The sequence below is a fragment of the Streptomyces sp. MMG1121 genome (assembly GCF_001280015.1).
In the GTDB taxonomy this organism is placed as follows: Bacteria; Actinomycetota; Actinomycetes; order Streptomycetales; family Streptomycetaceae; genus Streptomyces.
The window spans coordinates 59,635-82,666 of sequence record NZ_LGDV01000164.1 but is presented as its reverse complement, the minus strand read 5'-3'; the positions used below and the strand labels follow the sequence as shown (position 1 = coordinate 82,666).

22 protein-coding genes and 2 tRNA genes are annotated in these 23,032 nt (G+C 69.6%); 6 read left to right on the top strand and 18 right to left on the bottom strand.

The features are described 5' to 3' along the window. Positions 1-13: 13 nt before the first annotated feature. The 7 genes from mreD to ADK64_RS15650 all read right to left on the bottom strand — a co-directional run bounded on the left by mreD (position 14) and on the right by ADK64_RS15650 (position 8,377). Positions 14-691, bottom strand: coding sequence for a rod shape-determining protein MreD (gene mreD, locus ADK64_RS15680; protein WP_053659279.1), 678 nt, complete (start codon positions 689-691; stop codon positions 14-16). A 14-nt stretch (positions 692-705) separates the two neighbouring features. Beyond that, positions 706-1,647 carry a rod shape-determining protein MreC gene (gene mreC, locus ADK64_RS15675; protein ID WP_053659277.1) on the bottom strand — a complete coding sequence of 314 codons (942 nt, stop codon included), beginning with the start codon at positions 1,645-1,647 and terminating at the stop codon, positions 706-708. A 185-nt stretch (positions 1,648-1,832) separates the two neighbouring features. Continuing rightward, the gene (locus ADK64_RS15670; RefSeq protein WP_053659275.1) at positions 1,833-2,852 is read right to left on the bottom strand and encodes a rod shape-determining protein; all 1,020 of its coding nucleotides are present in this window, start codon (positions 2,850-2,852) and stop codon (positions 1,833-1,835) included. Positions 2,853-3,186: 334 nt separating this feature from the next. Continuing rightward, a complete protein-coding gene (gene ndk, locus ADK64_RS15665; protein ID WP_053659273.1) occupies positions 3,187-3,600 on the bottom strand; it encodes a nucleoside-diphosphate kinase in 414 nt (137 codons plus the stop codon). A 63-nt stretch (positions 3,601-3,663) separates the two neighbouring features. Next, positions 3,664-4,026, bottom strand: a complete 363-nt coding sequence (locus tag ADK64_RS15660) for a DUF4233 domain-containing protein (RefSeq protein WP_053659271.1) — start codon at positions 4,024-4,026, stop codon at positions 3,664-3,666. A 10-nt stretch (positions 4,027-4,036) separates the two neighbouring features. Next, positions 4,037-5,551 carry a bifunctional tetrahydrofolate synthase/dihydrofolate synthase gene (folC, locus tag ADK64_RS15655; protein WP_053659269.1) on the bottom strand — a complete coding sequence of 505 codons (1,515 nt, stop codon included), beginning with the start codon at positions 5,549-5,551 and terminating at the stop codon, positions 4,037-4,039. Between the two features lie 195 nt (positions 5,552-5,746). After that, a complete protein-coding gene (locus tag ADK64_RS15650; protein WP_053659267.1) occupies positions 5,747-8,377 on the bottom strand; it encodes a valine--tRNA ligase in 2,631 nt (876 codons plus the stop codon). A gap of 137 nt (positions 8,378-8,514) precedes the next feature. Here ADK64_RS15650 and ADK64_RS15645 point away from each other — a divergent pair, with 137 nt between their 5' ends. The 3 genes from ADK64_RS15645 to ADK64_RS15640 all read left to right on the top strand — a co-directional run bounded on the left by ADK64_RS15645 (position 8,515) and on the right by ADK64_RS15640 (position 10,919). Then, positions 8,515-9,522: a hypothetical protein gene (locus ADK64_RS15645; RefSeq protein ID WP_053659265.1), complete on the top strand. Its 1,008-nt coding sequence runs from the start codon at positions 8,515-8,517 to the stop codon at positions 9,520-9,522. Between the two features lie 102 nt (positions 9,523-9,624). Continuing rightward, complete coding sequence (locus ADK64_RS45925) at positions 9,625-9,921, top strand: hypothetical protein (protein ID WP_159046264.1); 297 nt, start codon at positions 9,625-9,627, stop codon at positions 9,919-9,921. A 380-nt stretch (positions 9,922-10,301) separates the two neighbouring features. Then, positions 10,302-10,919: a Uma2 family endonuclease gene (locus tag ADK64_RS15640; RefSeq protein ID WP_053659263.1), complete on the top strand. Its 618-nt coding sequence runs from the start codon at positions 10,302-10,304 to the stop codon at positions 10,917-10,919. An 80-nt stretch (positions 10,920-10,999) separates the two neighbouring features. On the opposite strand, the gene clpX is transcribed toward ADK64_RS15640, so the two are convergent. The 5 genes from clpX to ADK64_RS15615 form a co-directional block, all read right to left on the bottom strand. After that, a complete protein-coding gene (clpX, locus tag ADK64_RS15635) occupies positions 11,000-12,286 on the bottom strand; it encodes an ATP-dependent Clp protease ATP-binding subunit ClpX (RefSeq protein ID WP_053659261.1) in 1,287 nt (428 codons plus the stop codon). A gap of 168 nt (positions 12,287-12,454) precedes the next feature. Then, complete coding sequence (locus ADK64_RS15630) at positions 12,455-13,120, bottom strand: ATP-dependent Clp protease proteolytic subunit (protein WP_053659259.1); 666 nt, start codon at positions 13,118-13,120, stop codon at positions 12,455-12,457. Between the two features lie 67 nt (positions 13,121-13,187). After that, entirely contained in the window at positions 13,188-13,793 is a 606-nt protein-coding gene (locus ADK64_RS15625; protein WP_053659345.1) for an ATP-dependent Clp protease proteolytic subunit, read from the bottom strand. Positions 13,794-14,063: 270 nt separating this feature from the next. Beyond that, positions 14,064-15,434 carry a trigger factor gene (tig, locus tag ADK64_RS15620; RefSeq protein ID WP_053659258.1) on the bottom strand — a complete coding sequence of 457 codons (1,371 nt, stop codon included), beginning with the start codon at positions 15,432-15,434 and terminating at the stop codon, positions 14,064-14,066. 179 nt (positions 15,435-15,613) lie between these two features. Further along, positions 15,614-15,690 (bottom strand) — tRNA-Pro (locus tag ADK64_RS15615). A 173-nt stretch (positions 15,691-15,863) separates the two neighbouring features. Between ADK64_RS15615 and ADK64_RS15610 the strand changes: the two genes are divergently transcribed. Beyond that, positions 15,864-15,934: transfer RNA gene (locus ADK64_RS15610), tRNA-Gly, on the top strand. 139 nt (positions 15,935-16,073) lie between these two features. On the opposite strand, the gene ADK64_RS42205 is transcribed toward ADK64_RS15610, so the two are convergent. Further along, positions 16,074-16,268 carry a hypothetical protein gene (locus ADK64_RS42205; protein WP_063789908.1) on the bottom strand — a complete coding sequence of 65 codons (195 nt, stop codon included), beginning with the start codon at positions 16,266-16,268 and terminating at the stop codon, positions 16,074-16,076. Between the two features lie 408 nt (positions 16,269-16,676). Between ADK64_RS42205 and ADK64_RS15605 the strand changes: the two genes are divergently transcribed. After that, the gene (locus tag ADK64_RS15605; protein WP_078992677.1) at positions 16,677-17,870 is read left to right on the top strand and encodes an acyltransferase family protein; all 1,194 of its coding nucleotides are present in this window, start codon (positions 16,677-16,679) and stop codon (positions 17,868-17,870) included. Here the strand turns inward: ADK64_RS15605 and ADK64_RS15600 are convergent. The 3 genes from ADK64_RS15600 to ADK64_RS15595 all read right to left on the bottom strand — a co-directional run bounded on the left by ADK64_RS15600 (position 17,867) and on the right by ADK64_RS15595 (position 20,171). Further along, the gene (locus ADK64_RS15600) at positions 17,867-18,364 is read right to left on the bottom strand and encodes an HD domain-containing protein (RefSeq protein ID WP_053659256.1); all 498 of its coding nucleotides are present in this window, start codon (positions 18,362-18,364) and stop codon (positions 17,867-17,869) included. The genes ADK64_RS15605 and ADK64_RS15600 overlap by 4 nt on opposite strands. Before the next feature lie 52 nt (positions 18,365-18,416). Beyond that, positions 18,417-18,842 carry a hypothetical protein gene (locus tag ADK64_RS45920; protein ID WP_159046263.1) on the bottom strand — a complete coding sequence of 142 codons (426 nt, stop codon included), beginning with the start codon at positions 18,840-18,842 and terminating at the stop codon, positions 18,417-18,419. Positions 18,843-18,998: 156 nt separating this feature from the next. After that, entirely contained in the window at positions 18,999-20,171 is a 1,173-nt protein-coding gene (locus ADK64_RS15595) for a PP2C family protein-serine/threonine phosphatase (protein WP_053659254.1), read from the bottom strand. Positions 20,172-20,347: 176 nt separating this feature from the next. On the opposite strand from ADK64_RS15595, the gene ADK64_RS15590 reads away from it, so the two are divergent. Further along, entirely contained in the window at positions 20,348-21,586 is a 1,239-nt protein-coding gene (locus ADK64_RS15590; RefSeq protein WP_053659252.1) for a GNAT family N-acetyltransferase, read from the top strand. 7 nt (positions 21,587-21,593) lie between these two features. On the opposite strand, the gene ADK64_RS15585 is transcribed toward ADK64_RS15590, so the two are convergent. Next, a complete protein-coding gene (locus ADK64_RS15585; RefSeq protein ID WP_053659250.1) occupies positions 21,594-22,403 on the bottom strand; it encodes an Fpg/Nei family DNA glycosylase in 810 nt (269 codons plus the stop codon). Between the two features lie 100 nt (positions 22,404-22,503). Beyond that, complete coding sequence (locus tag ADK64_RS15580) at positions 22,504-22,989, bottom strand: ribose-5-phosphate isomerase (protein ID WP_053659248.1); 486 nt, start codon at positions 22,987-22,989, stop codon at positions 22,504-22,506. Positions 22,990-23,032 lie beyond the last annotated feature (43 nt).

Below are 23,032 nucleotides of genomic sequence, written 5' to 3'. Positions count from 1 at the left end.
AACTCCCCGGCGCTCACAGCCGCTTGACCCCCTTGATGCGGCCGACCCGGGCGGAACGGGTGCGGGCCTTGGCCTTCAGGACGCCGAGGCCGCCGCGCTGGCTGCCGATGCGCAGTCCGGTGCCGGAGGAGAGCCAGCCGGCGGAGATGTCCCCGGCCTTGGCGGCGGGGCCGGACTCGGTCAGCGGGTCGTTGTCGGCGCGGCGGGCCAGCCACATGATCCCGGGGACCACGAATGGGGCGAGCAGCAGGTCGTACAGGGCGGCCGAGACGAGCAGGCCGGGCAGGCCGACGTGGCGGGCGGCGGTGTCGCCGACCAGGGCGCCGACGCCCGCGTACAGCAGCGTGGAACCGACGGCGGCGGCGACCACGACGGCCATCGGGCCGGTCGCCGACTTCAGCCGGCCGTTGCCCGGCTTGATGAGCCCGGCGAAGTAGCCGGTGACGCACAGCACGAGCGCGTAGCGGCCGGCCGCGTGGTCGGCGGGCGGGGCGAGGTCGGCGAGCAGCCCCGCGCCGAAGCCGACGAGGGCGCCGCCGACATGGCCGTACACCATGGCGAGGCCGAGGACGGTGAGCAGCAGCAGATCGGGGACGGCACCCGGCAGATGCAGGCGGGCGAGGACGCTCACCTGGATCACCAGGGCCATGACGACCAGCGCGCTGGAGAGCAGGATCCGGTTGAAGCGCATGGGGAAGTCAGCTCCTACTGCTGCCGGCCGGTCGTGTCGGTCGCGTTGGCCGACGGGGTCACCGTGACGGTGACGGTCGGCGTCGGGGTCGGTTTGGGCTGGGTCGGCAGCACCTCGTCGCGGGGGTCCTTCTTCGGGGCCTCGACGACCACGCCGACGATGTCGAGCTTGGTGAAGCTGACGTACGGGGTGACGTAGAGGGTGCGGGTCAGGCCGCCGCCGGAGGGGTCGACCCGGGAGATCACACCGACCGGGACGCCCGGCACGAACGGGCGGTCGTTCTGCGAGCCGAAGGTGACGAGCCGGTCGCCCTTGTGCACCTCCGCCTGTCCGTTGAGCAGTTCCACGCGCAGCGGACGGTCGCCCTGGCCGGAGGCGAAGCCGAGTTCGTCACTGCCCTCCATGCGGGTGCCGACGGTGAAGTCGGGGTCGTTGGCGAGGAGCACGGTGGAGGTGTCGGGGCCGACGGTGGTGACGCGGCCGACCAGTCCGTCGCCGTTGAGGACGGTCATGTCGCGCTTGATGCCGTCGTTGGCGCCGACGTCGATGGTCACCGTCCAGGAGAAGCCCTGCGCGGACCCTATGGCGACGACCTGGGCGCCCTTGATGCCGTACTGGCCCTCGCCGGCGAGCTTGAGCATCTTGTCGAGCTGGTTCAGCCGGCTGCGGCTGCGGTCGTCGCTGCCGAGCTTCGCCTTGAGGGCCGCGTTCTCCTTCTCCAGCGCGGCCAGCCGGCTGTGCCGGCTGCCGGAGTCACGGATGGCGGAGACGGCGTTGCCGACGGGGTCGACCGCCGAGGACAGCCCGTTCTCCACGGGGCCGAACACCGCGGCCGCGGCCTGCCGGGCACCGTCGACCGGGGAGTTCCGGCCCCCTCGGATATCCACCGTGATCAGCGCGAGCGCGATGGCGACCAGCAGGACCAGGAGCAGCCGGCTCTCTTTCGTGTCCCTCACGTGCGGCGGCCGTGCCCTTCCTCAATAGGAATTCGGGAGCCCCTGCGCGGCGCGGGACGCGAAACCCGCGGCGCGGTACGCGAAACGCAAACCGGAGGGACTCATGTGTGGGAGCTTATGCCTCTATATCAACGATCCGCCGCACGAGAGGAGAACGTCTCGTACGGCGGAATCGAAGCGTTACGTCATCTGCGCGGCTGGGCGTCCAGCACCTGCTGCAGCGCCTCGAACTCCTCGACGCACTTGCCGGAGCCGAGCGCGACGCTGTCCAGCGGATCCTCGGCGATGTGGATCGGCATGCCGGTCTCCCGGCGCAGCCGCTCGTCGAGACCGCGCAGCAGGGCTCCGCCGCCGGTCAGAACGATTCCTCGGTCCATGATGTCGCCGGACAGCTCCGGCGGGCACTTGTCGAGGGTCGTCTTGACCGCGTCCACGATCGCGTTGACCGGTTCCTCGATCGCCTTGCGGACCTCGGCGGCCGAGATGACGACGGTCTTGGGCAGCCCGGACACCAGGTCCCGGCCGCGCACTTCAGTGTGCTCGTCGGTGTCGAGGTCGTACGCCGAACCGATCGTGATCTTGATCTGCTCGGCCGTGCGCTCACCCAGCAGGAGGCTGTACTCCTTCTTGATGTACTGGATGATCGCGTTGTCGAGTTCGTCGCCCGCGACGCGGATGGACTGGGCGGTGACGATGCCGCCGAGCGAGATGACCGCGACCTCCGTCGTGCCGCCGCCGATGTCCACCACCATGTTGCCCGTGGCCTCGTGGACCGGCAGGCCGGAGCCGATGGCGGCGGCCATGGGCTCCTCGATGATGTGCACCTGGCGGGCACCGGCCTGGGTGGACGCCTCGATCACGGCGCGGCGCTCGACGCCCGTGATGCCCGAGGGCACACAGACGACGACCCGCGGCCGGGCGAGATACCGCCGCTTGTGGATCTTCAGGATGAAGTAGCGGAGCATCCGCTCGGTGATCTCGAAGTCGGCGATCACACCGTCCTTCAGCGGACGGACGGCCACGATGTTGCCCGGCGTCCGGCCGATCATCTTCTTCGCTTCGGCACCGACCGCGAGGATCCCACCCGTGTTGGTGTTGATCGCGACGACGGACGGCTCGTTGAGTACGATCCCGCGACCCCTGACGTACACCAGCGTGTTGGCGGTCCCGAGGTCGACAGCCATGTCACGGCCGATGAACGACATTGAGTTCCCCATCCGGATTCATCTGGCCTTCCCTAGCTTTTGAGGGCATATCAGGACGGCGAGGCGGGTGCTGTGACGTGAAGGCTTCCATCGTAAACGCGCCTGCACGGACACTGCGCGAGGGTCTCCGCCATTGTCACCAGATGGCGGTCCGCCTCGCCTGTGGAGACGGTCCATCGGAGGCACGCGTTCCCCCGATCGGCAAGGCATATGCCAAAGGACGGCCGGAAATGTACGGCCGTCCCTGGTCAAGCGCAACCGGGCGGAGCTGACGCCCCGTCAAAAAAATTAGCGAAACATCCGCGCGCGGTTCATCCGCGGCCGCGGAAGTGGATCACGCCCGGCCCGGGAAGAAGATCTTCACCTCGCGCTCGGCGGACTCCTCGGAGTCCGAGGCGTGGATCAGGTTCTCCCGGACGATCACGCCGTAGTCACCGCGGATGGAACCGGGCGCGGCGGCGATCGGGTCGGTCGGGCCGGCGAGCGCGCGCACACCCTCGATGACCCGCTCGCCCTCGGCGATCAGCGCGACCACGGGACCGGAGGCCATGAACTCCACCAGCGGCTCGTAGAAGGGCTTGCCGACGTGCTCGGCGTAGTGCTGCTCCAGCGTGGCGCGGTCCAGGGTGCGCAGCTCCAGCGCGGTGATCTGCCAGCCGGCCTTGCGCTCGATACGGCTGATGATCTCGCCGGTCAGGCCCCGACGGACGGCGTCGGGCTTGAGCAGGACGAGGGTGCGCTGGGTCACGAGGTGCTCCTTACGGCTGACGTGTGCGGTGGGACGAGGTTACAGGGCGTGTCCGCGCGTCCGTCACACAGCGTCAGGGGTAGAGGAGGCTGCCTCCGCCTGGGCGGCGAATCTGGCCTTCGCCTCGTCCACCTTCCGCCCGAAGTGCACCGACGCCCACCACAGCGCCGCGAACACCGCGCCCATGAAGAACATGGTCGGGACGAAGACGCCGGAGGCGATCAGGGCGATCTGCAGCACCCAGCCGAGGGCCACCCCGCCCGGGCGGGTCACCATCGCGCACATCAGCACGCACAGCAACATGGCGATCCCGCTGACCAGCCACACCGTCGACACGGACAGGTCCGGGTCCTTCATGGCGACCAGTCCGGCGAAGCCGATGATGAAGAACTCGCCGATCAAGGTCGAGGAGCACAGCGTACGCATCTCTTGAGCCTCAGCCCTTCCCCAGCAGCAGCCGGGCCTCGCCGACTGTGATGACAGAACCGGTGACCAGCACGCCACCGCCCGCGAACTCGCCCTCCTCCTCGGCCAGCGTGATCGCGGCCTCCAGGGCGTCCGGCAGCCGCGGCTCGACCTGCACCCGCTCCTCGCCGAACACCTCGACGGCGATCGCGGCCAACTCGTCCGCGTCCATGGCCCGATGACTGGTGTTCTGCGTGACGACGACCTCGGCGAAGATCGGCTCGAAGGCCTCCAGCAGCCCTCGCACGTTCTTGTCGCCGCTCGCGCCCACCACTCCGATGAGCCGGGTGAAGTCGAACGCCTCGCGCACGGCCTCCGCGGTGGCCGCGGCGCCCGCCGGGTTGTGCGCCGCGTCCAGCACGACGGTCGGGGAGCGCCGTACGACCTCCAGCCGGCCCGGGGAGGACACGGCCGCGAAGGCCTTGCGGACGGTGTCGAGGTCCAGTGTCTGCGCGTGCTGTGCGCCGACGCCGAAGAACGCCTCGACGGCGGCGAGCGCGACGGCCGCGTTGTGCGCCTGGTGGGCGCCGTGCAGCGGGAGGTACACCTCGGCGTACTCGCCGCCGAGACCGCGCAGGGTGACCAGCTGGCCGCCCACGGCGACCTGACGGGCGACGACACCGAACTCCAGGCCCTCGCGGGCCACGGTCGCGTTCACCTCGACGGCCTTCTTCAGCAGCACCTGGGCCGCCTCGACCGGCTGCTGGGCCAGGATGACCGTCGCGTCCTGCTTGATGATCCCGCTCTTCTCGGCGGCGATCTCCCCGGTCGTCTCGCCGAGCCGGTCGGTGTGGTCCAGGTCGATCGGGGTGACCACGGCGACATCGCCGTCGATCACGTTGGTGGCGTCCCAGGACCCGCCCATGCCGACCTCGACGACGGCGACGTCCACCGGGGCGTCCGCGAAGGCGGCGTACGCCATGCCGGTGAGCACCTCGAAGAAGGACAGCCGGTACTCCTGCTGCGCGTCCACCATCTCGATGTACGGCTTGATGTCCTGGTACGTCTCGATGAACCGCTCGGCGGAGAGCGGGGCGCCGTCCAGGCTGATCCGCTCGGTGATCGACTGCACATGGGGGCTGGTGTAGCGGCCGGTGCGCAGCTCGAAGGCGCCGAGGAGGGCCTCGATCATGCGGGCGGTGGAGGTCTTGCCGTTCGTCCCGGTGATGTGGATCGACGGGTACGAGCGCTGCGGCTCGCCAAGTACGTCCATCAGCGCGGCGATACGGCTGACCGACGGCTCCAGCTTGGTCTCGCCCCAGCGGGTCGCCAGCTCCGTCTCGACCTCGCGCAGGGCCCGGTCGACCTCCGGGTCCTCGGGCCGCCCGGGTACGTCGGCCTGCGGCGAGCCGCCCTGCGTGCGCAGGGTGCGGCTGCCGGCCTCGATCACCGCGAGGTCGGGGTCGCGGGTGGTCTCGGCCTCGATGAGTTCGTCGAAGCTGTCGAGGGGGTCGGGGGTGTCGCTGGTGCCGGGCTCTTCGCTCACGGGGCCAGTCTACGGAGCGGAGGTGACAACGCGGCGGTTCGGGGTGGTGGCCCGGCGTCGCCGGGTTCGCGTCCGTCGTGGCCGCCCGCACCCACGCGGCGGAGCCGCACATCGACACGGCCCCGCGCCCCTTCAGGACGCCGAAGGCCCCCGGTGCTCGATCCGCACCGGGGGCCTTCGGTCACGCACGACGGCTTACGCCGGCGGGAGCTTCTCCAGCTGGGACTGGATGCGGGCGATGTCCTCCTCCGCCTTGGCCAGGCGGGTACGGATCTTGTCGACCACCTGGTCCGGGGCCTTGGCCAGGAAGGCCTCGTTGCCGAGCTTGGCGCCCGCCTGGGCCTTCTCCTTCTCGGCCGCAGCCAGGTCCTTCGCGAGGCGCTTGCGCTCGGCCGCCACGTCGATCGTGCCGGAGAGGTCCAGCGCGACCTCCGCGCCCGCCACCGGCAGGGTGGCCGTGGCCGTGAAGCCCTCGCCCTCCGGCTGGAGGCGCAGGAGCTGGCGGATGGCCGCCTCGTGCGGGGCCAGGGCCGTACCGTCCAGGGTCAGGCGGGCCGGGACGCGCTGGCCGGGCTGCAGGCCCTGGTCGGCGCGGAAGCGGCGGACCTCGGTGATGACCGACTGGAGGGACTCGATCTCCCGCTCGGCGTCGGCGGCACGGAAGCCGCTGTCCTTCGGCCACTCGGCGATGACGACCGACTCGCCGCCGGTGAGGGTGGTCCACAGGGTCTCCGTGACGAACGGGACCACCGGGTGCAGCAGCCTGAGCGTGACGTCCAGGACCTCGCCCAGGACCCGCTTGCTGACCTCGGCCGGGGCGCCGCCCGCCATGAAGACCGTCTTGGACAGCTCGACGTACCAGTCGAAGACCTCGTCCCACGCGAAGTGGAAGAGGGCGTCGGACAGCTTGGCGAACTGGAAGTCCTCGTAGAACGCGTCGACTTCGGCGACGACGGAGTTCAGACGGGACAGGATCCAGCGGTCCGTCGCCGACATCGCGGAGGCGTCCGGCAGTTCGCCCTCGACCGTCGCGCCGTTCATCAGCGCGAAGCGGGTCGCGTTCCAGATCTTGTTGGCGAAGTTGCGCGAGCCCTGGACCCAGTCCTCGCCGATCGGGACGTCGACGCCGGGGTTCGCGCCACGGGCCAGGGTGAACCTGAGCGCGTCACTGCCGTACTTGTCCATCCAGTCCAGCGGGTTGACCGCGTTGCCGAAGGACTTCGACATCTTCTTGCCGAACTGGTCACGGACCATGCCGTGCAGGGCGATGGTGTGGAACGGCGGGGTGCCGTCCATCGCGTACAGACCGAACATCATCATCCGGGCGACCCAGAAGAAGAGGATGTCGTAACCGGTGACCAGCACGGAGTTCGGGTAGAACTTCGCGAGCGACTCGGTCTGTTCGGGCCAGCCGAGGGTCGAGAACGGCCACAGGCCGGAGGAGAACCAGGTGTCGAGGACGTCGGTGTCCTGGTGCCAGCCCTCCGCCTCGGTCCCGGGCGGCTCCTCGTCCGGGCCGACGCAGACGACCTCGCCCTCCGGGCCGTACCAGACGGGGATCCGGTGGCCCCACCACAGCTGGCGCGAGATGCACCAGTCGTGGAGGTTGTCGACCCAGTCGAAGTACCGCTTCTCCATCTCCTGGGGATGGATCTTGACCTTGCCCTCGCGGACGGCGTCGCCGGCGGCCTTGGCCAGCGGGCCGACCTTGACCCACCACTGCATCGACAGACGCGGCTCGATGGTGGTCTTGCAGCGCGAGCAGTGGCCGACGGAGTGGACGTAGGGCCGCTTCTCGGCGACGATCCGGCCCTCGGCGCGCAGCGCGGCGACGATCGCCGAGCGGGCCTCCAGGCGGTCCATGCCCTGGAAGGGGCCGTGGACGGTGATGACGGCGTGCTCGTCCATCACGGTGATGGACGGCAGGTCGTGGCGCTGACCGATCTCGAAGTCGTTCGGGTCGTGGGCCGGGGTGACCTTGACGGCGCCGGTGCCGAACTCGGGGTCGACGTGCTCGTCCGCGACGACCGGGATGGAACGGTCGGTCAGCGGCAGCCTGATGAGCTTGCCGACCAGGTGCTTGTATCGCTCGTCCTCGGGGTGGACGGCGACGGCGGTGTCACCGAGCATCGTCTCGGCACGGGTGGTGGCGACGACGATGCTGTCGTCCCCCTCCCCGTACGTCATGGAAACCAGCTCGCCGTCGTCGTCCTGGTACTCCACCTCGATGTCCGAGATGGCCGTCAGGCAGCGCGGGCACCAGTTGATGATGCGCTCGGCGCGGTAGATCAGCTCGTCGTCGTAGAGCCGCTTGAAGATGGTCTGGACGGCCTGGGACAGTCCCTCGTCCATGGTGAAGCGCTCACGCGACCAGGCGACGCCGTCACCGAGGCGACGCATCTGCCCGCTGATCTGGCCACCGGACTCGCCCTTCCACTGCCAGACGCGCTCGACGAAGGCTTCACGGCCGAGGTCGTGCCGCGACTTGCCTTCCTTGCCCAGCTCGCGCTCGACGACGTTCTGCGTGGCGATGCCGGCGTGGTCCATGCCGGGCTGCCACAGCGTCTCGTAGCCCTGCATGCGCTTGCGGCGGGTCAGCGCGTCGATGAGGGTGTGCTCGAAGGCGTGCCCGAGGTGCAGGCTGCCGGTGACGTTCGGCGGCGGGATGACGACGGTGAACGGCGGCTTCTCGCTCTTCGCGTCCGCCTCGAAGTAACCGCGCTCTACCCAGCGCTCGTACAGCGGGCCCTCTACATCGGCCGGCGCGTACTGGGTCGGCAGTTCGGAGTCGGGCGCGGGTGGCTGCTGCTGAGCGTTCTCGGTCACGGGGGTCAGTTTAGAGGTGTCACGGGGTGGTCCCGAAACGCGTTTGTTCTGTAACGGTGCGGCCCCCGGTGCCGTGCGTTTCCTGTGGCTGGTCCAGGATGTCTGAAACAGATAAGCGTCCTAGGGGGAACCCAGCAATGAGCAACAACCAGCCGGGCCCGTACGGCCAGCAACCCCAGCAGCCGGGCCCGTACGGCCAGCCGGGGCAGCCGGGCCCGTACGGTCAGCCGGGGCCCTACGGCCAGCCGGGCCAGCCGGGCCCGTACGGCCAGCAGCCGCAGGCTCCGCAGCCCGGCTACGGCTACCCCCAGCAGGCTCCGCCGGCGGCTCCGCCGCAGCCGGGTTACGGCTACCCGCAGCAGGGCGGCGTGCCGCCGCAGCCGAACCCGTACGGCCAGCAGCCGGGGTCCTATGGGCAGCAGCCGCCCTACGGCATGCCGCAGGCGCCGCAGGCGGGCGGCGGCAAGAAGAAGACGGGCCTGATCATCGGCGCGGTGGCCGTGGTGGCGGCTGTGGCGGTGGGGGCGTACTTCGTGTTCGGCGGGGGCAGCAGCGGAGTGGCGGACGACGGGCCGCACAAGCTGACGACTCCACAGTCGGTCATCAACGGCACCTACACGAAGTCCAGCGACTCCGGCTCGGGCAACGTCAGCGACTCCGACAAGTCGGACTTCGAGAAGTGGGGGGTGAAGAACCCCACGGAGGTGGGTGCCGAGTACGACAACGGCACCGGGCTGACCAAGAAGGCGATCGCGTTCAACGGCGTGTACGGGACCATCGACAACCCCGAGGCGCTCGTCGACGCCATGTTCGCCAAGCTCAAGACGGAGTCCGAGAAGGACCAGAGCGGATCGGGCTTCAAGGGCAAGCTGATCGGCAGCCCCGAGACGGTCCACCCGTCGGGTTTCTCCAACGGCATCATGAAGTGCCAGGTGGCCCAGATCGACACGTCCGCCTCGTCGTCCTCGGAAGCGGGGGTGCCGAAGACCATGAACATGCCGATGTGCATCTGGGGCGACCACAGCACCGCATCCCTCGTCACGTCATACAGCGTGGCCACCCTGGCCTCGGGTCAGGCCGGCTCGCTCGACGACGCCGCGGACCTCGCGGCCAAGCTCCGCAACGACGTACGCGTCAAGGCCTGACCACGTCAGCCGTCACAGGGAAGGGCTCCGGTTGGGCAACCGGGGCCCTTCCTCACGCCTCCGGCTGGGACACAGAACCGCGCTCACACACGCGATCGATTCATGATCGTCTTGTTCGCATCAAGCACGACGCAATCGGGCATCACTGCCGCCGCCGTCCTCACGCCGATCGCAGCGGCAACGCCAGCGGCGGCGTACGGCGGCTGGGCCGGCTGCGACAACTACGTCCAGGACCACGGCTATGTCGTGGGCCCCAAGGTACAAGATGCCTGCCAGAACCGGGCGGTGTACGTGGAATGGTGGATACCCAATCCCAACTGCGTCAACGGGCTGTACGGGATCGGGGTCAACTACGGGGTCGCTCAGCAAGCCTGCACCCGCGCTCATCCAGGGGCCTGAAACGGACCTCACACTGGCTTGAACGACGCAGGCCGGCCGCCACTTCGCATGAGGTGGCGGCCTTGCCATACCAGGTGACGATGGCCCGGAGCCTCGGCCCGCTCTGCGAGGTTCGACCAAGAGACGGGCGCCCGACCAAGGTGCTTCGGGCGCCTTGTCTCGCAGAGCTGCTTACGCCGACTTCTGCTCCCCGGACCCCCGCCCCCGCGCATCCCGCGGCCGATGAACTCCGGGGTCATGCCGAGCTTCACCAGGCCTTCCGACATGACGACCTCCAGCGTGCAACGAAGCGACGTCTGAGGTCGGCTCTCACCGATCGGCCGTCACCGGCCGCGGCTACGCTGAGTGTCGACTGGCCCACACTGCGAGGGAGACGCATCATGTCAGTGATGCTGGAGCGACCGACGATAAGCGGCACCGACCCCCACCGCTTCGAGGACCTGCTCAACGCCCTCGACGAGTTGCACGTGCCCGACGGCTTCAAGGCCGAGATCATCAGGGGAAACATCGTCGTGTCACCGTGGTCGAAGGCCTACTACCTCGACGTGATGGACCTGGTCTGCGATCAGCTACGGGCCCGGCTGCCCGAGGGGCATCGGATCAGCGCCGCCCCTGCCTTGTACGTCTTCCCCGGCGTCGAGCGAGCGTATGGGCCTGACATCCACGCCGCACACCGAAAGACCCGCCGGACCGCAAGCAATCGCCTGGACGGCGACGGTCTCTCCTTCGTCGCCGAACTCACCTCGCCCTCCACTCGCGACGACGACCTCACCGACAAGGTCGAGCGCTATGGGAAGTCAGGTGTGCCGGTCTACCTCCTGCTCGACATGCAGGAGGAACTCGCCACTGTTTACTGGTCGCCGACCGCCAAGGGGTATGCGTCCCATCTCACCGTTCCGTTCGGCGAGAAGCTCCTCATTCCGGCGCCGTTCGACTGCACCCTCGACACGATCGGATTCCAGGCGCCCGCCGAGGCTGACGAAGACCCCGACACCTGATGGGAGCAGCAGGCGGCGGAGACAGAAGAGGGGCTCCTGGCGTAGTTACAGCCGGGAGCCCCTCGTACTCGTAGTACGGCCTACGCCGACTTCTGCTCCCCGGACCCCCGCCCCCGCGCATCCCGCGGAATCAGGGTCGGGTTGACGTTGGAGAGGACCACGTCGGCGGTGATGACCACGCGGGCCACGTCCTTGCGGGACGGGACCTCGTACATGACGCCCTGGAGGACTTCCTCCATGATGGCGCGCAGGCCGCGGGCGCCGGTCTGGCGGAGGATGGCCTGGTCGGCGATGGCCTCCAGGGCCTCGCGCTCGAAGTCCAGCTCCACGCCGTCGAGTTCGAAGAGGCGCTGGTACTGCTTGACGAGCGCGTTGCGGGGCTCCACCAGGATCTGGAGGAGCGCTTCCCGGTCGAGGTTGTGGACCGAGGTGATCACCGGGAGGCGGCCGATGAACTCCGGGATCATGCCGAACTTGACCAGGTCCTCCGGCATGACGTCCTCGAAGACGTCCTTGGCCTCCAGTTCGCGCTTGGAGAGGATCGTGGCGCCGAAGCCGATGCCCTTGGCGCCGGCCCTGGCCTCGATGATCTTCTCCAGGCCCGCGAAGGCACCGCCCACGATGAACAGGACGTTCGTCGTGTCGATCTGGATGAACTCCTGGTGCGGGTGCTTGCGGCCGCCCTGGGGCGGGACCGAGGCCGTGGTGCCTTCAAGGATCTTCAGCAGGGCCTGCTGGACGCCCTCGCCCGAGACGTCACGGGTGATCGAGGGGTTCTCGCTCTTCCTCGCCACCTTGTCGATCTCGTCGATGTAGATGATCCCGGTCTCGGCCTTCTTGACGTCGTAGTCCGCCGCCTGGATCAGTTTCAGGAGGATGTTCTCCACGTCCTCGCCGACGTAGCCCGCCTCCGTGAGCGCCGTCGCGTCGGCGATCGCGAAGGGGACGTTGAGCATGCGCGCCAGAGTCTGCGCGAGGAGGGTCTTGCCGGAGCCCGTGGGGCCCAGCAGGAGGATGTTGGACTTCGCCAGCTCGATGGCGTCGTCACGGCCGCTCGCGCCGCCGTTCTCGCCCGCCTGGACCCGCTTGTAGTGGTTGTACACCGCGACGGAGAGGGCCTTCTTCGCCGCCTCCTGGCCGACCACATAGCCTTCGAGGAACTCGTAGATCTCGCGGGGCTTGGGCAGCTCCTCCCAGCGCACCTCGCTGGTCTCCGCGAGCTCTTCCTCGATGATCTCGTTGCAGAGATCGATGCACTCGTCGCAGATGTACACACCGGGCCCTGCGATGAGCTTCTTGACCTGCTTCTGGCTCTTGCCGCAGAACGAGCACTTGAGCAGATCGCCGCCGTCACCGATGCGTGCCACGGTGTGCTTCCCCTTCGCCTGGGAGACGCCTGGACACGGAGGTCCAGCGGCTCCTGGTGCTGCCTTATGTCGACGGTACCTTGCCGGGCCCCGTGTTCGGGCCCCCCTTGGCAGGGTTCACTTTGACGTGCACCGTGCCAAGGGGGCCGGAAAGAATGCCCCTCCGGGTCAGCGGACCTCGGAGTTGTTCAGCTTGCGGGTGGAGATGATCTGGTCGACGAGGCCGTATTCCAGCGCCTCCTCGGCCGTGAGGATCTTGTCGCGCTCGATGTCCTCGCGGATCTTCTCGAGCGGCTGGTTCGAGTGCTTGGCCAGCATGTTCTCCAGCTGCTCACGCATCCGGGTGAACTCCTTGGCGATGATCTCCAGGTCAGAGAGCTGACCACGGCCGGTGGAGCCGGCCGGCTGGTGGATCAGCACGCGGGAGTTCGGCAGCGCCATGCGCTTGCCGGGCGTACCGGCGGCGAGCAGGATGGCCGCGGCGGAGGCCGCCTGGCCCATGCAGACCGTCTGGATGTCGGGCTTCACGAACTGCATCGTGTCGTAGATCGCCGTCAGGGCGGTCATGTCGCCACCGGGGCTGTTGATGTAGATCGAGATGTCCCGGTCCGGGTCCATCGACTCCAGGCACAGCAGCTGCGCCATGACGTCGTTGGCGGAGGCGTCGTCGATCTGGACACCCAGGAAGATCACGCGCTCCTCGAAGAGCTTCGCGTACGGGTCGTACTCGCGGATGCCCTGGGAGGTGCGCTCGACGAAGCGCGGGATGACGTAGCGGCTGTCGGGCCGGGGCCCTTCGTACATGCCGCTGGCGGCGCCGGGGAAGTTGCTCATGGGGTTCACCGTCCTGGTGGCGTTCGGGGGGCTTTGGTCTCGGCGGTGCGTGGCGTGGCCGGGCCGGTCAGGCACCGGTGCCGCCGCCTCCCGGAACACCCGAGGCGTGCGTGATGATCTCGTCAATGAGACCGTACTCCTTGGCCTCTTCCGGGGTGAACCAGCGGTCGCGGTCGCCGTCACGGATGATCGTCTCGACGGTCTGGCCGGAGTGCAGCGCGGTCAGCTCGGACATGGTCTTCTTGGTGCGCAGCAGGTACTGGGCCTGGATCTTGATGTCCGAGACCGTACCGCCCAGGCCCGCGGAGCCCTGGTGCATCATGATGTCCGTGTGCGGCAGGGCGAAGCGCTTGCCGGCGGTGCCGCCGGTGAGCAGGAACTGGCCCATCGAGGCCGCCATGCCCATGCCGATCGTGACCACGTCGTTCGGGATGTACTGCATGGTGTCGTAGATCGCCATGCCGGCCGTCACCGAGCCGCCGGGGCTGTTGATGTAGAGGAAGATGTCCTTGTCCGGGTCAGCGGCGAGGAGCAGCAGCTGAGCGGTGATCTTGTTGGCGATGTCGTCGTCAACCTGCTGGCCGAGGAAGATGATCCGCTCGCCGAGCAGCCGGTTGTAGACCTGGTCGCCGAGGCCACCACCGATGGAAGGCTCGCCGGCGGCTGAGGGCATCAGATTCGTCACGTATCCACCTGCTCGTCTTACGACGGCGCCGGGCCGTCTCATTGTTCTGCCTTTCATGGACCCTAACGCGATGGTCCCTTCGGGGAATCCCGCAGATGACGGTGTTCGCCGGGGGCGTAGCGCTCCGCCGGGGGGCCGCATATCGACGCAGCCCCGCGCCCCTTCGGGGTCAGCCGCTCCCCCGCATACGACGCAGGCCCCCGGGAGACACTCCCAGGGGCCCGTCGTACGTGCCTGCGAAGGCGCCGTAAGCCCGGATCAGGCCTCCGGCTGCTCCTCGGAGGTCTCCGACGCCTCGGCGGCCTCGGTCTCCTCCTCGTCGTCGCTCAGGTCGACGATCTCGCCGTTGGTGTCCTTGACCGTGGCCTTCTCGACCACGACGGCCAGGGCCTTGCCGCGGGCGACCTCGCCGACCAGGAGCGGCACCTGGCCACCCTCGACGACGGCCTGGGCGAACTGGTCGGGGGACATGCCGGAGGAGGCCGCGCGCCGCATGAGGTGCTCGGTGAGCTCCTCCTGGTTGACGTTGAGCTTCTCCTGCTTGACCAGCTCGTCGAGGACGAACTGGGTCTTGATGCCCTTGACCGCGGCCTCACGGGTCTCGGTCTCGAACTCCTCCTCGGTCTTGCCCTGGATCTCCAGGTACTTCGCGAGGTCAAGGCCCATCTGGCCGAGCTGGTGGTGCTCCAGGTTGTGCTTGCGGGTGTTGACCTCGTCCTCGAGCAGCTTCTCGGGGACCGGGACCTCGACCAGCTCGAGGAGCTTCTCCAGGACGCGCTCCTGGGCCTGGGTGGCCTGGTCGAACTGCTTCATGTTGGCCAGGCGCTTGCGGCTGTCGGCCTTCAGCTCGTCCAGGGTGTCGAACTCGGAGGCGAGCTGCGCGAACTCGTCGTCCAGCTCGGGCAGTTCGCGGGCGGCGACCTGGGTGACCTTGACGGTGACCTCGGCCTCCTTGCCCGCGGCGGAGCCGCCCTTCAGCTCGGAGGTGAAGGTGGCGTCCTCACCGGCGGACTTGCCCTTGACGGCGTCGTCGATGCCGTCGAGCAGCTCGCCGGAGCCGATGGTGTAGGAAACGCCGCTCGCGATGCCGTCCTCCAGCACCTCGCCGTCGACCTTGGCCTCCAGGTCGATGGTGACGACGTCGCCGTCCTCGGCGGCGCGCTCGACCGGGGAGGTCGAGGCGAAGCGCTCGCGGAGCTGCTCGACCGACTTGTCGACGTCCTCGTCGGTGACCTCGACGGCGTCGACCTCGACCTCGATACCGGAGTAGTCCGGGATCTCGAGGGCCGGGCGGATGTCGACCTCGGCGGTGAAGTTCAGCGTCTCGCCGTCCTTCAGCTCCGTGATGTCGACCTCGGGCTGGCCCAGCGGGCTCAGCTCGGCCTCGTTGACCGCCTCGGTGTAGAACTTCGGAAGCGCGTCGTTGACGGCCTCCTCCAGCACCGCACCGCGGCCGAACCGCTGGTCGATGACACGGGCCGGGATCTTGCCCTTACGGAAGCCCTTCACCGTGACCTGCTGGTTGATCTTCTTGTACGCCGCGTCGAGGCTGTCCTTGAGCTCCTCGAAGGGCACCTCGACAGTGAGCCGAACCCGGGTCGGGTTCAGGGTCTCCACGGCGCTCTTCACGGTTCGGTCTCCTTGTGGCTGACTTCTTGGTTTCTGCCGGAGCCAGACTGGTCCGGCGGATTTAGCCGCCCGGGAGAGTTCGTAGGCCGAGTGGGCCGGGACACACGGGCGCGCAGCTTGCATAGTAACCGCAGCCGGTCAGCGCCCCAAAAGGCGATCATCAGGATGCCGTGAGCCGGTGGTCGGGGTGGCGGGATTTGAACCCACGGCCTTCCGCTCCCAAAGCGGACGCGCTACCAAGCTGCGCCACACCCCGTCTGGTGCGACACGTAGGGTACATGCCCCGGCCGCTCGCGTCGGCCGCATTCTTCTCGGCGGCGCACGGGAGGCCCGCCGGGGCTTGCGGAGGCGAACTCGTTGGCCTCGGCACTGGGCGACCCGCTACGATGCCTCCAGTGCCGCGGTCACGGACCTGCGGCGCACTGTGTTGCGGGCGTAGCTCAATGGTAGAGCCCTAGTCTTCCAAACTAGCTACGCGGGTTCGATTCCCGTCGCCCGCTCTGATCGATCAGATCTCTCCAGAGGCCCGGCCTCCGCTTCGGCGGGGCCGGGCCTTTGGCGTGTTCCGGACAGCCGTGCGAGCCGGGGCGGCCATGCGAGCCGGGGCGACCGTCCGAGAGGGCCGGCGGCCGGGGCGGATCAGAATCTGATCGAGTTGATCGAGTCCGCTATCGAGTTCAGGAAGCGGGTGATGGAGGGGGCCATGCCCGTCGAGGCCAGGAAGAAGCCGAAGAGGATGGCGACGATGGCGGGGCCCGCCTTGATGTTGCCCCCTCGGATCAGCACCACCAGGATGATCGCCAACATCAGCACCACAGACAGTGAAATGGCCACAACTGATCACACCCTAGGTCGGTCCGCTCTCCCGGCCCGGAGGTACGGCCCGCGCACCCCCGCCAGAACCATCGTGCCACCAACCCGGCCGCCGTATGCGGCCCGTGACACAACGTCGGGTAAGGGACCGGCGCGGGCGATGCGCCGCACAGCAATTCGACCATGGGTCCGCGCCTGACTCCCCATGAAATTGCGCCACTTCGTTTCCGTCTCCACACATCCTGCGCGCAGGTAATTCGAATTGATCGCACAGAGCTGCAGTATGCCCCATTTAGTGGGGATGAATCGGTACATCACGGGTGAACCGACGATCCAAGTGCATGTAAATCAGTGGGCGTTCGAAGCCATTAACCGGCAATGTCTGCGCGGGTTTTACGAAATTCCACAGGCAACGCTAGGGTGCCTGAGATGTTCGATGCCGTCTCGCCCCTCGGTCACATCCGCAGGGCACTTCCTCCGTCGCGGACGCCGGCGGACGGGGTGCCCGGTCCGCGTACCCCGGCGGGTGCGCCGGAGCGGCAGCCCCCGGCCGGCAGACCGGGCGCACAGCGCGACGCGTTCTTCGACAACGTCAAGTACCTGGCGATCGTGCTGGTGGCCGCGGGGCACACCTGGGCGCCGCTCAAGAGCGACAGCCGTGTCCTCGAAGGCCTGTACAACGTCGTGTACACCTTCCACATGCCGGCGTTCGTCATCATCTCCGGCTATTTCTCGCGCAGTTTCGACATGCGTCCGGACCGGCTGAAGCGCCTGGTCACCGGGGTCGCGGTGCCGTATGTCGTGTTCCAGACGGCCTACTTGCTGTTCCGGCGCTTCGTCGGCCACTCCGCCGAGCCGTTCGACCTCGTCTCCCCGTGGTACCTGACGTGGTTCCTGTGCGCGCTGTTCGTGTGGCGGCTGACCAGCCCGCTGTGGAAGCTGGTGCGCCGGCCGCTGCCGATCGCGCTCGGCATCGCCATGATCGGCTCGGTCTCTCCCGGCACCGGAGCCGGCCTCGACCTGGGGCGCATCCTGCAGTTCCTGCCCTTCTTCGTACTCGGCCTGACCCTGCGGCCCGAGCACTTCACCGCGCTGCGCCGCAGGTGGGTACGGATCGCGTCGCTGCCGGTGGCCGCGGTGGCGCTGGCCGTCGGCTGGTGGACGGCGCCACGCCTGCAGGACAACTGGTTCTACCGGGAGAGCGCGGCACAGAACCTGGGCGCACCGTGGTGGACCGGCCCGCTCATGACGCTGGGGCTGTTCGCCTGCGCGCTGCTGCTGACCGCCGTCTTCTTCGCGTGGGTGCCGCGGCGCAGGACGTGGTTCACCGCGCTCGGCGCGGGCACCCTGTACGGCTATCTGCTGCACGGCTTCGTGGTGAAGTCGGTGACCTACAGCGGCTGGTTCGACCAGGCCTGGCTGCACGGCCCGTTCGGCGAGATCCTCGTGACGCTGCTCGCGGCCGCCGTCGTGACGCTGCTGTGCACCAGGCCCGTGCAGCGCGTCTTCCGCTTCGCGATGGAGCCGAAGATGGAGTGGGCGTTCCGGCGGGACGCGGCCGAAGTCGCCCGTGGGCGCGAGCACAAGGAGCAGGCCCCGGCCCGGGAGTCGGTCAGCGCCTAAGCCTGCACGGCCCCCTGGTCCAGACCGAGGAGTGCGCGCATCCCCGCGTACTTCTCGGTCAGTCGTGTCCGGGTCGGCTCGTCCAGGACCGCCAGCCGCTCCGGGGCGGCGTTGTGCGCCAGGTCGGCCTCCTTGACCAGGCGGGCGCCCGGGGTGGCGAGGATCCGCCGCGCGTACGCCGCCGGCTCCTCCCCCGCCCGCTTGGTGAGGGCGTCCACGATGGCCTTGGTGCGCGGGGTCAGGGCGGCCGCCGCCAGCCACTCCCGGGTGAGCGCGTCGTCCTCGACCGCGTCGTGCAGCCAGGCCGCCGCGATCTGCTCCGCGTCCCCGCCGCGAGCGCGCACGCCCGCGGCGACGGCGGCGAGGTGTCCGGCGTACGGCCGCCCCGCCTTGTCGGTCTGCCCCTCGTGGGCGGCACGGGCGAGTGCCTCGACCTCGTCGAGCGTGAGCAGGGGCGGGGGTGTGGAGGCGGATGCGGCCGTGGGCTGTGTCATCGGCCCAGTGTCTCCCGGCGCGGGGCCGCGCGGGCCGGGAGGGTGACCGCGGTCAGGGCAGGGGCGGGGGCGCGGCCCGTGGTGAGGCGTTCGCCGGTGAAGGTGGTGGAGGTCCAGTCGTGGGCGGTGTAGGGCCGCCCTCCCTGCGGGGCTCGGGCCGGGAAGGTGACGTCGGGTACGGCGGTGCGGGCGCCGGGGGCCGCGGCTGCCTCGGCGAGGAGGCAGGCGTCGAGGAGGCGCGGTCGGGGACGGGTTGGTTGTCGCCGTCGCGGCCCAGATGGACGCGTTGGTCGGCGGCGGCTACGACGGGGGCGTGGGCGTAGCGGTGGGGCGGGACCTCGGCGCGGGCGCCGGTCTCCAGGAGGATGCCGCAGGCCGTGATGATCGTCGCGGCGAGGGCGAGAGCGGTGAAGGTGCCGGTGAAGGCGGAGGGTTTGAAGCGGAGGGCTGCACGGGCCAGGCCGTCGGGTCGGAGCATGGGGTGCCTTGTCGGTGTCTCGCCTCGGCTTCGCCTTCGGCCGGGATTCTCGCTCCCACCCGAGGTGCTCGCCCCGCTGAACACCGCCCCGCGCGTCACGCGAGGGCCGTACCACGGCACGACCCGGCGCCACCCCGCCCGGCGCAGCGCCGCGGCTCAGCGCACCGGGGCCGTTGCCTGGCGGCAGATCAGGAGGAGGGCTCGGTCGTCGTTGACGTCCTTGGCCACCGCCTCGATGAGGTGCCAGGCGGCGCCGTGGAAACCGCCGGCGACATAGCGGTCGGCCTCGCCGGTGAGGCGGTCCATGCCCTCGACGATGTCGCGGTCGGAGGTCTCGACCAGGCCGTCCGTGAAGAGCATCAGGACGTCACCGGGGCGCAGGGAGCCCTTCACGGGGTCGAACTGGGCGCCGTCGTAGACGCCGAGCAGCGGGCCCTCCGCGGCCTTCTCCTTCCAGCGTCCGCTGCCCGCGCTCAGCTGGAGCCCCGGCGGATGGCCGGCGGTGTACAGCTCGTAGTCCCCGGAGTCGAGGTCCAGGACGAGATGGATGGAGGTGGCGAAGCCCTCGTCCCAGTCCTGGCGCAGGAGGTAGCCGTTCGCCGCCGGGAGGAAGGCGTGCGGGGGCAGGGAGCCGAGCAGACCGCCGAAGGCGCCCGACAGGAGCAGGGCGCGGGAGCCCGCGTCCATGCCCTTGCCGGAGACGTCCGTGAGCACGACCTCCAGGGTGCGGCCGCCGTTCGTACGGGCCGCGACGACGAAGTCGCCGGAGAAGGACTGGCCGCCGGCCGGCCGCAGCGCCATCTCGTGGTGCCAGCCCTGCGGCAGCTTCGGCAGCTTGCTCTGTACCCGGATCCGCTCGCGCAGGTCGAACAGCATGGTGCCGCCGCGCCGCCAGGGCACCCCGACCCGGCTGCGGAACTGGGCCGTGAGCAGGCCGAAGAAACCGCAGGCCGCCACGACGAGGACCACGCCCGGGGTGACCCGGGACGGTCCTTCGGTGTACGGGCCGAGCCGTACCGACTCCACGATCAGCGCCGTCGCCCCCGCCGCGTACAGGCCGAGCAGGCTCGCCGGGCGCAGCAGCAGGCCGCCCGCGATGATCGGCAGCACCAGGGTGGCCGGGGAGCACCACACCGAGTCGACCAGGGTCACGGCCATGAGGACGGGGATGGTCAGCAGCAGACCGGCGAAGGCGATCCAGTCGGAGCCGTCGCCGCGGAAGTAGTCCACGGCGCTTCTGCGCAGGCCGGTGCGGACCCGGTGCCACTGGATCTTCCACCGGGCCGTGAACGTCTCGGCCTTCGCGCGCCGCTCTCGTCCTGCTGCCATTAGTTCGGGACCCTATCGATCGGACCGGCTGCTTGGCACGGGAGGTCCCACTTGTCCCCCGTGCGGGGCTCCCCCGCACAGCCGGCCCGCACAGTGAACGGCATCCGGGGCCGGAGCGCTCCCGTCCGGGACAAATTCGCTGGCTCGTCCCGCAACGCCCTGATAGGCATGCGCCCATGGGGACTGAACGCGCGACTGAGTTGACGGTGTTGCGGCCGGAGGATTTCGACCGCTGGTGGGACCACCTGGCACGGGCCTTCGGCGGGACGGCCGCGGCCGAGGAACGCGCACTGGACCGGTCGCTCACGGAGTTCGGCCGTTCGCTGGTCGCCCGGGACGGGGCGGAGATCGTCGGGACGGCGGGGGCGATCAGCTTCCGGATGACCGTGCCGGGCGGGGCCGAGGTCCCGGTGGCCGGCGTGACCATGGTGAGCGTGGCGGCCACCCACCGGCGGCGCGGGGTGCTGACCTCGATGATGCGCCGGCAGCTGGACGACGTGCGCGCGCTGGGCGAGCCGCTGGCGGTGCTGTTCGCGTCCGAGCCGGCCATCTACGGCCGTTTCGGCTACGGCGCGGCGACCCTCCAGCTGGCGGCCGAGATCGACACGAGCCGGGTCTCACTGGCGCTCCCGGCCGGCACCGAGGACACACGGGTGCGGTACGCGGAGCCCGCCGAGGTCCTCGCCGAGTGCGAGGCGGTGTACGCGGCCCTGGTGCCGGGCCGGCCCGGGATGCTGGCCCGGCAGCCCGGCTGGGAGCGGGTGGCTCTGCTCGACCCGGAGAGCGAGCGGGAAGGCGCGTCGGCGCTGCAGTGCGTGGTCGCCGAGCGGGAGGGGCGGGTCACGGGGTACGCCCGGTTCCGCACCAAGATGGGCTGGGGGCCGAGCGGACACGACGGCACGGTGACGCTGGAGGGCCTGGCCGCGCTGGACCCCGCGACGGGCGCGGCGCTGTGGCGCTTCCTGTTCGGCCTCGACCTGATGACCACGCTGTCCGTGCGCGCACGTCCGGTGGACGACGCCTGGCAGTACCTGGTGGACGACATCCGGCGCTGCCGCACGAGCGTGCGGGACGGCGCCCAGGTCCGGCTGGTGGACGTGGGCAGGGCCCTGTCGGCCCGCACCTACCAGGCGCCGCTGGACGTCGTGTTCGAGGTCGAGGACGCTTTCTGTCCCTGGAACGCCGGGCGTTGGCGGCTCACGGGCGACACGAAGGGCGCGTCCTGCGAGCGGACCACGGACGCGGCCGATCTCGCCCTGTCGGTACGGGAGTTGGGCGCCGCCTATCTCGGCGGGGTGAGCCTGCTGTCGCTCGCGGCGGCCGGGCGGGTACGGGAGGTGCGGCCGGGTTCGCTGACGGAGGCGTCGGTGGCGTTCAGCTCATCGGTTCCGCCGTGGCTGCCGCACGGCTTCTGAGCCCGCCTCACCGCTTCTGGCAGGTGGGGCACCAGAAGAGGTTGCGGGCGGCGAGGTCGGCGGTGCGGATCTCGTCCCCGCAGACGTGGCAGGGCTGGGTGGCTCGGCGGTAGACGTAGACCTCGCCGCCGTGGTCGTCCACGCGCGGCGGCCGTCCCATCGCCTCCGGGGTGTGCTCGGCCCGGACGGTGTCGATGCGATTGTTCCTGACGCCTTCGCGCATCAGCTCGACGAGGTCGGCCCAGACGGTGTCCCACTGGGCGGGGGTGATGTCCCTGCCCGCCCGGTACGGGTCGATGCCGTGCCGGAACAGCACCTCGGCGCGGTAGACGTTGCCGACGCCGGCGACGATCTTCTGGTCCATCAGCAGGGCGGCGACCGTCGTACGACTGCGGGAGATCCGGCGGTACGCCGCGCCCGGGTCGGCGTCCTCGCGCAGCGGGTCGGGGCCGAGGCGGTCGTGTATCGCCCGCTTCTCGTCGTCCGTGATCAGTGCGCAGGTGGTCGGGCCGCGCAGGTCGACGTACGCGGTGGCGTTCGCGAGCCGGAGCCGGACGGTGTCGGTGGGCGGGGGCGCGGGAATGTCGCCGAAGCCGACCTTGCCGAAGAGGCCGAGGTGGATGTGGACCCAGTCGGCGTCCCGGAAGCGGAGGAAGAGGTGCTTGCCGTGGGCTTCGGTGGCCGTCAGCTCGGCGCGGTCCACAAGGGCGGCGGCGTCGGAGAACTTGCCCTGGGGGCTGGTCACCCGCGGGGCGGTACCCCGGAAGCGCTCGGCGTAGTCCTGGGCCAGCCGGTGAATGGTGTGCCCTTCCGGCACGGCTGAGCTGTCCTTTCGTTTCTTCCCCACCCACCCGTTCCGGCCGACGGGACGGCCGGCGAAGGGGTGGGCGGGTGAGCCGAGGGGGCCGGGGGCGGGGCTACTGCTGCGGGTGGTGCGGCGGGATCGGCGGGAGGTCGCCCGTCGTCTCGTACGCCGAGAGCATGTCGATGCGGCGGATGTGCCGCTCGTCACCGGAGAACGGCGTGCTGAGGAAGACCTCGACGAACTTGGTCGCCTCCTCGGTGCTGTGCATACGCGCACCCACGGCCACCACGTTGGCGTTGTTGTGCTGACGGCCCAGCGACGCGGTCTCCTCGCTCCAGGCCAGCGCCGCCCGCACGCCCTTGACCTTGTTCGCGGCGATCTGCTCTCCGTTGCCGGAGCCACCGATCACGATGCCGAGGGCCTCGGGGTCAGCGGCCGTACGCTCCGCCGCGCGGAGGCAGAAGGGCGGGTAGTCGTCCTGGGCGTCGTAGATGTGCGGCCCGCAGTCGACGGGCTCGTGCCCCGCCGTCTTGAGCCACTCGACGAGGTGGTTCTTGAGTTCGTAGCCCGCATGGTCGGAGCCGAGATACACGCGCATGCCATGAGTGTGACACGCCTGATCCAGGGCAGCAGCTCCGGGT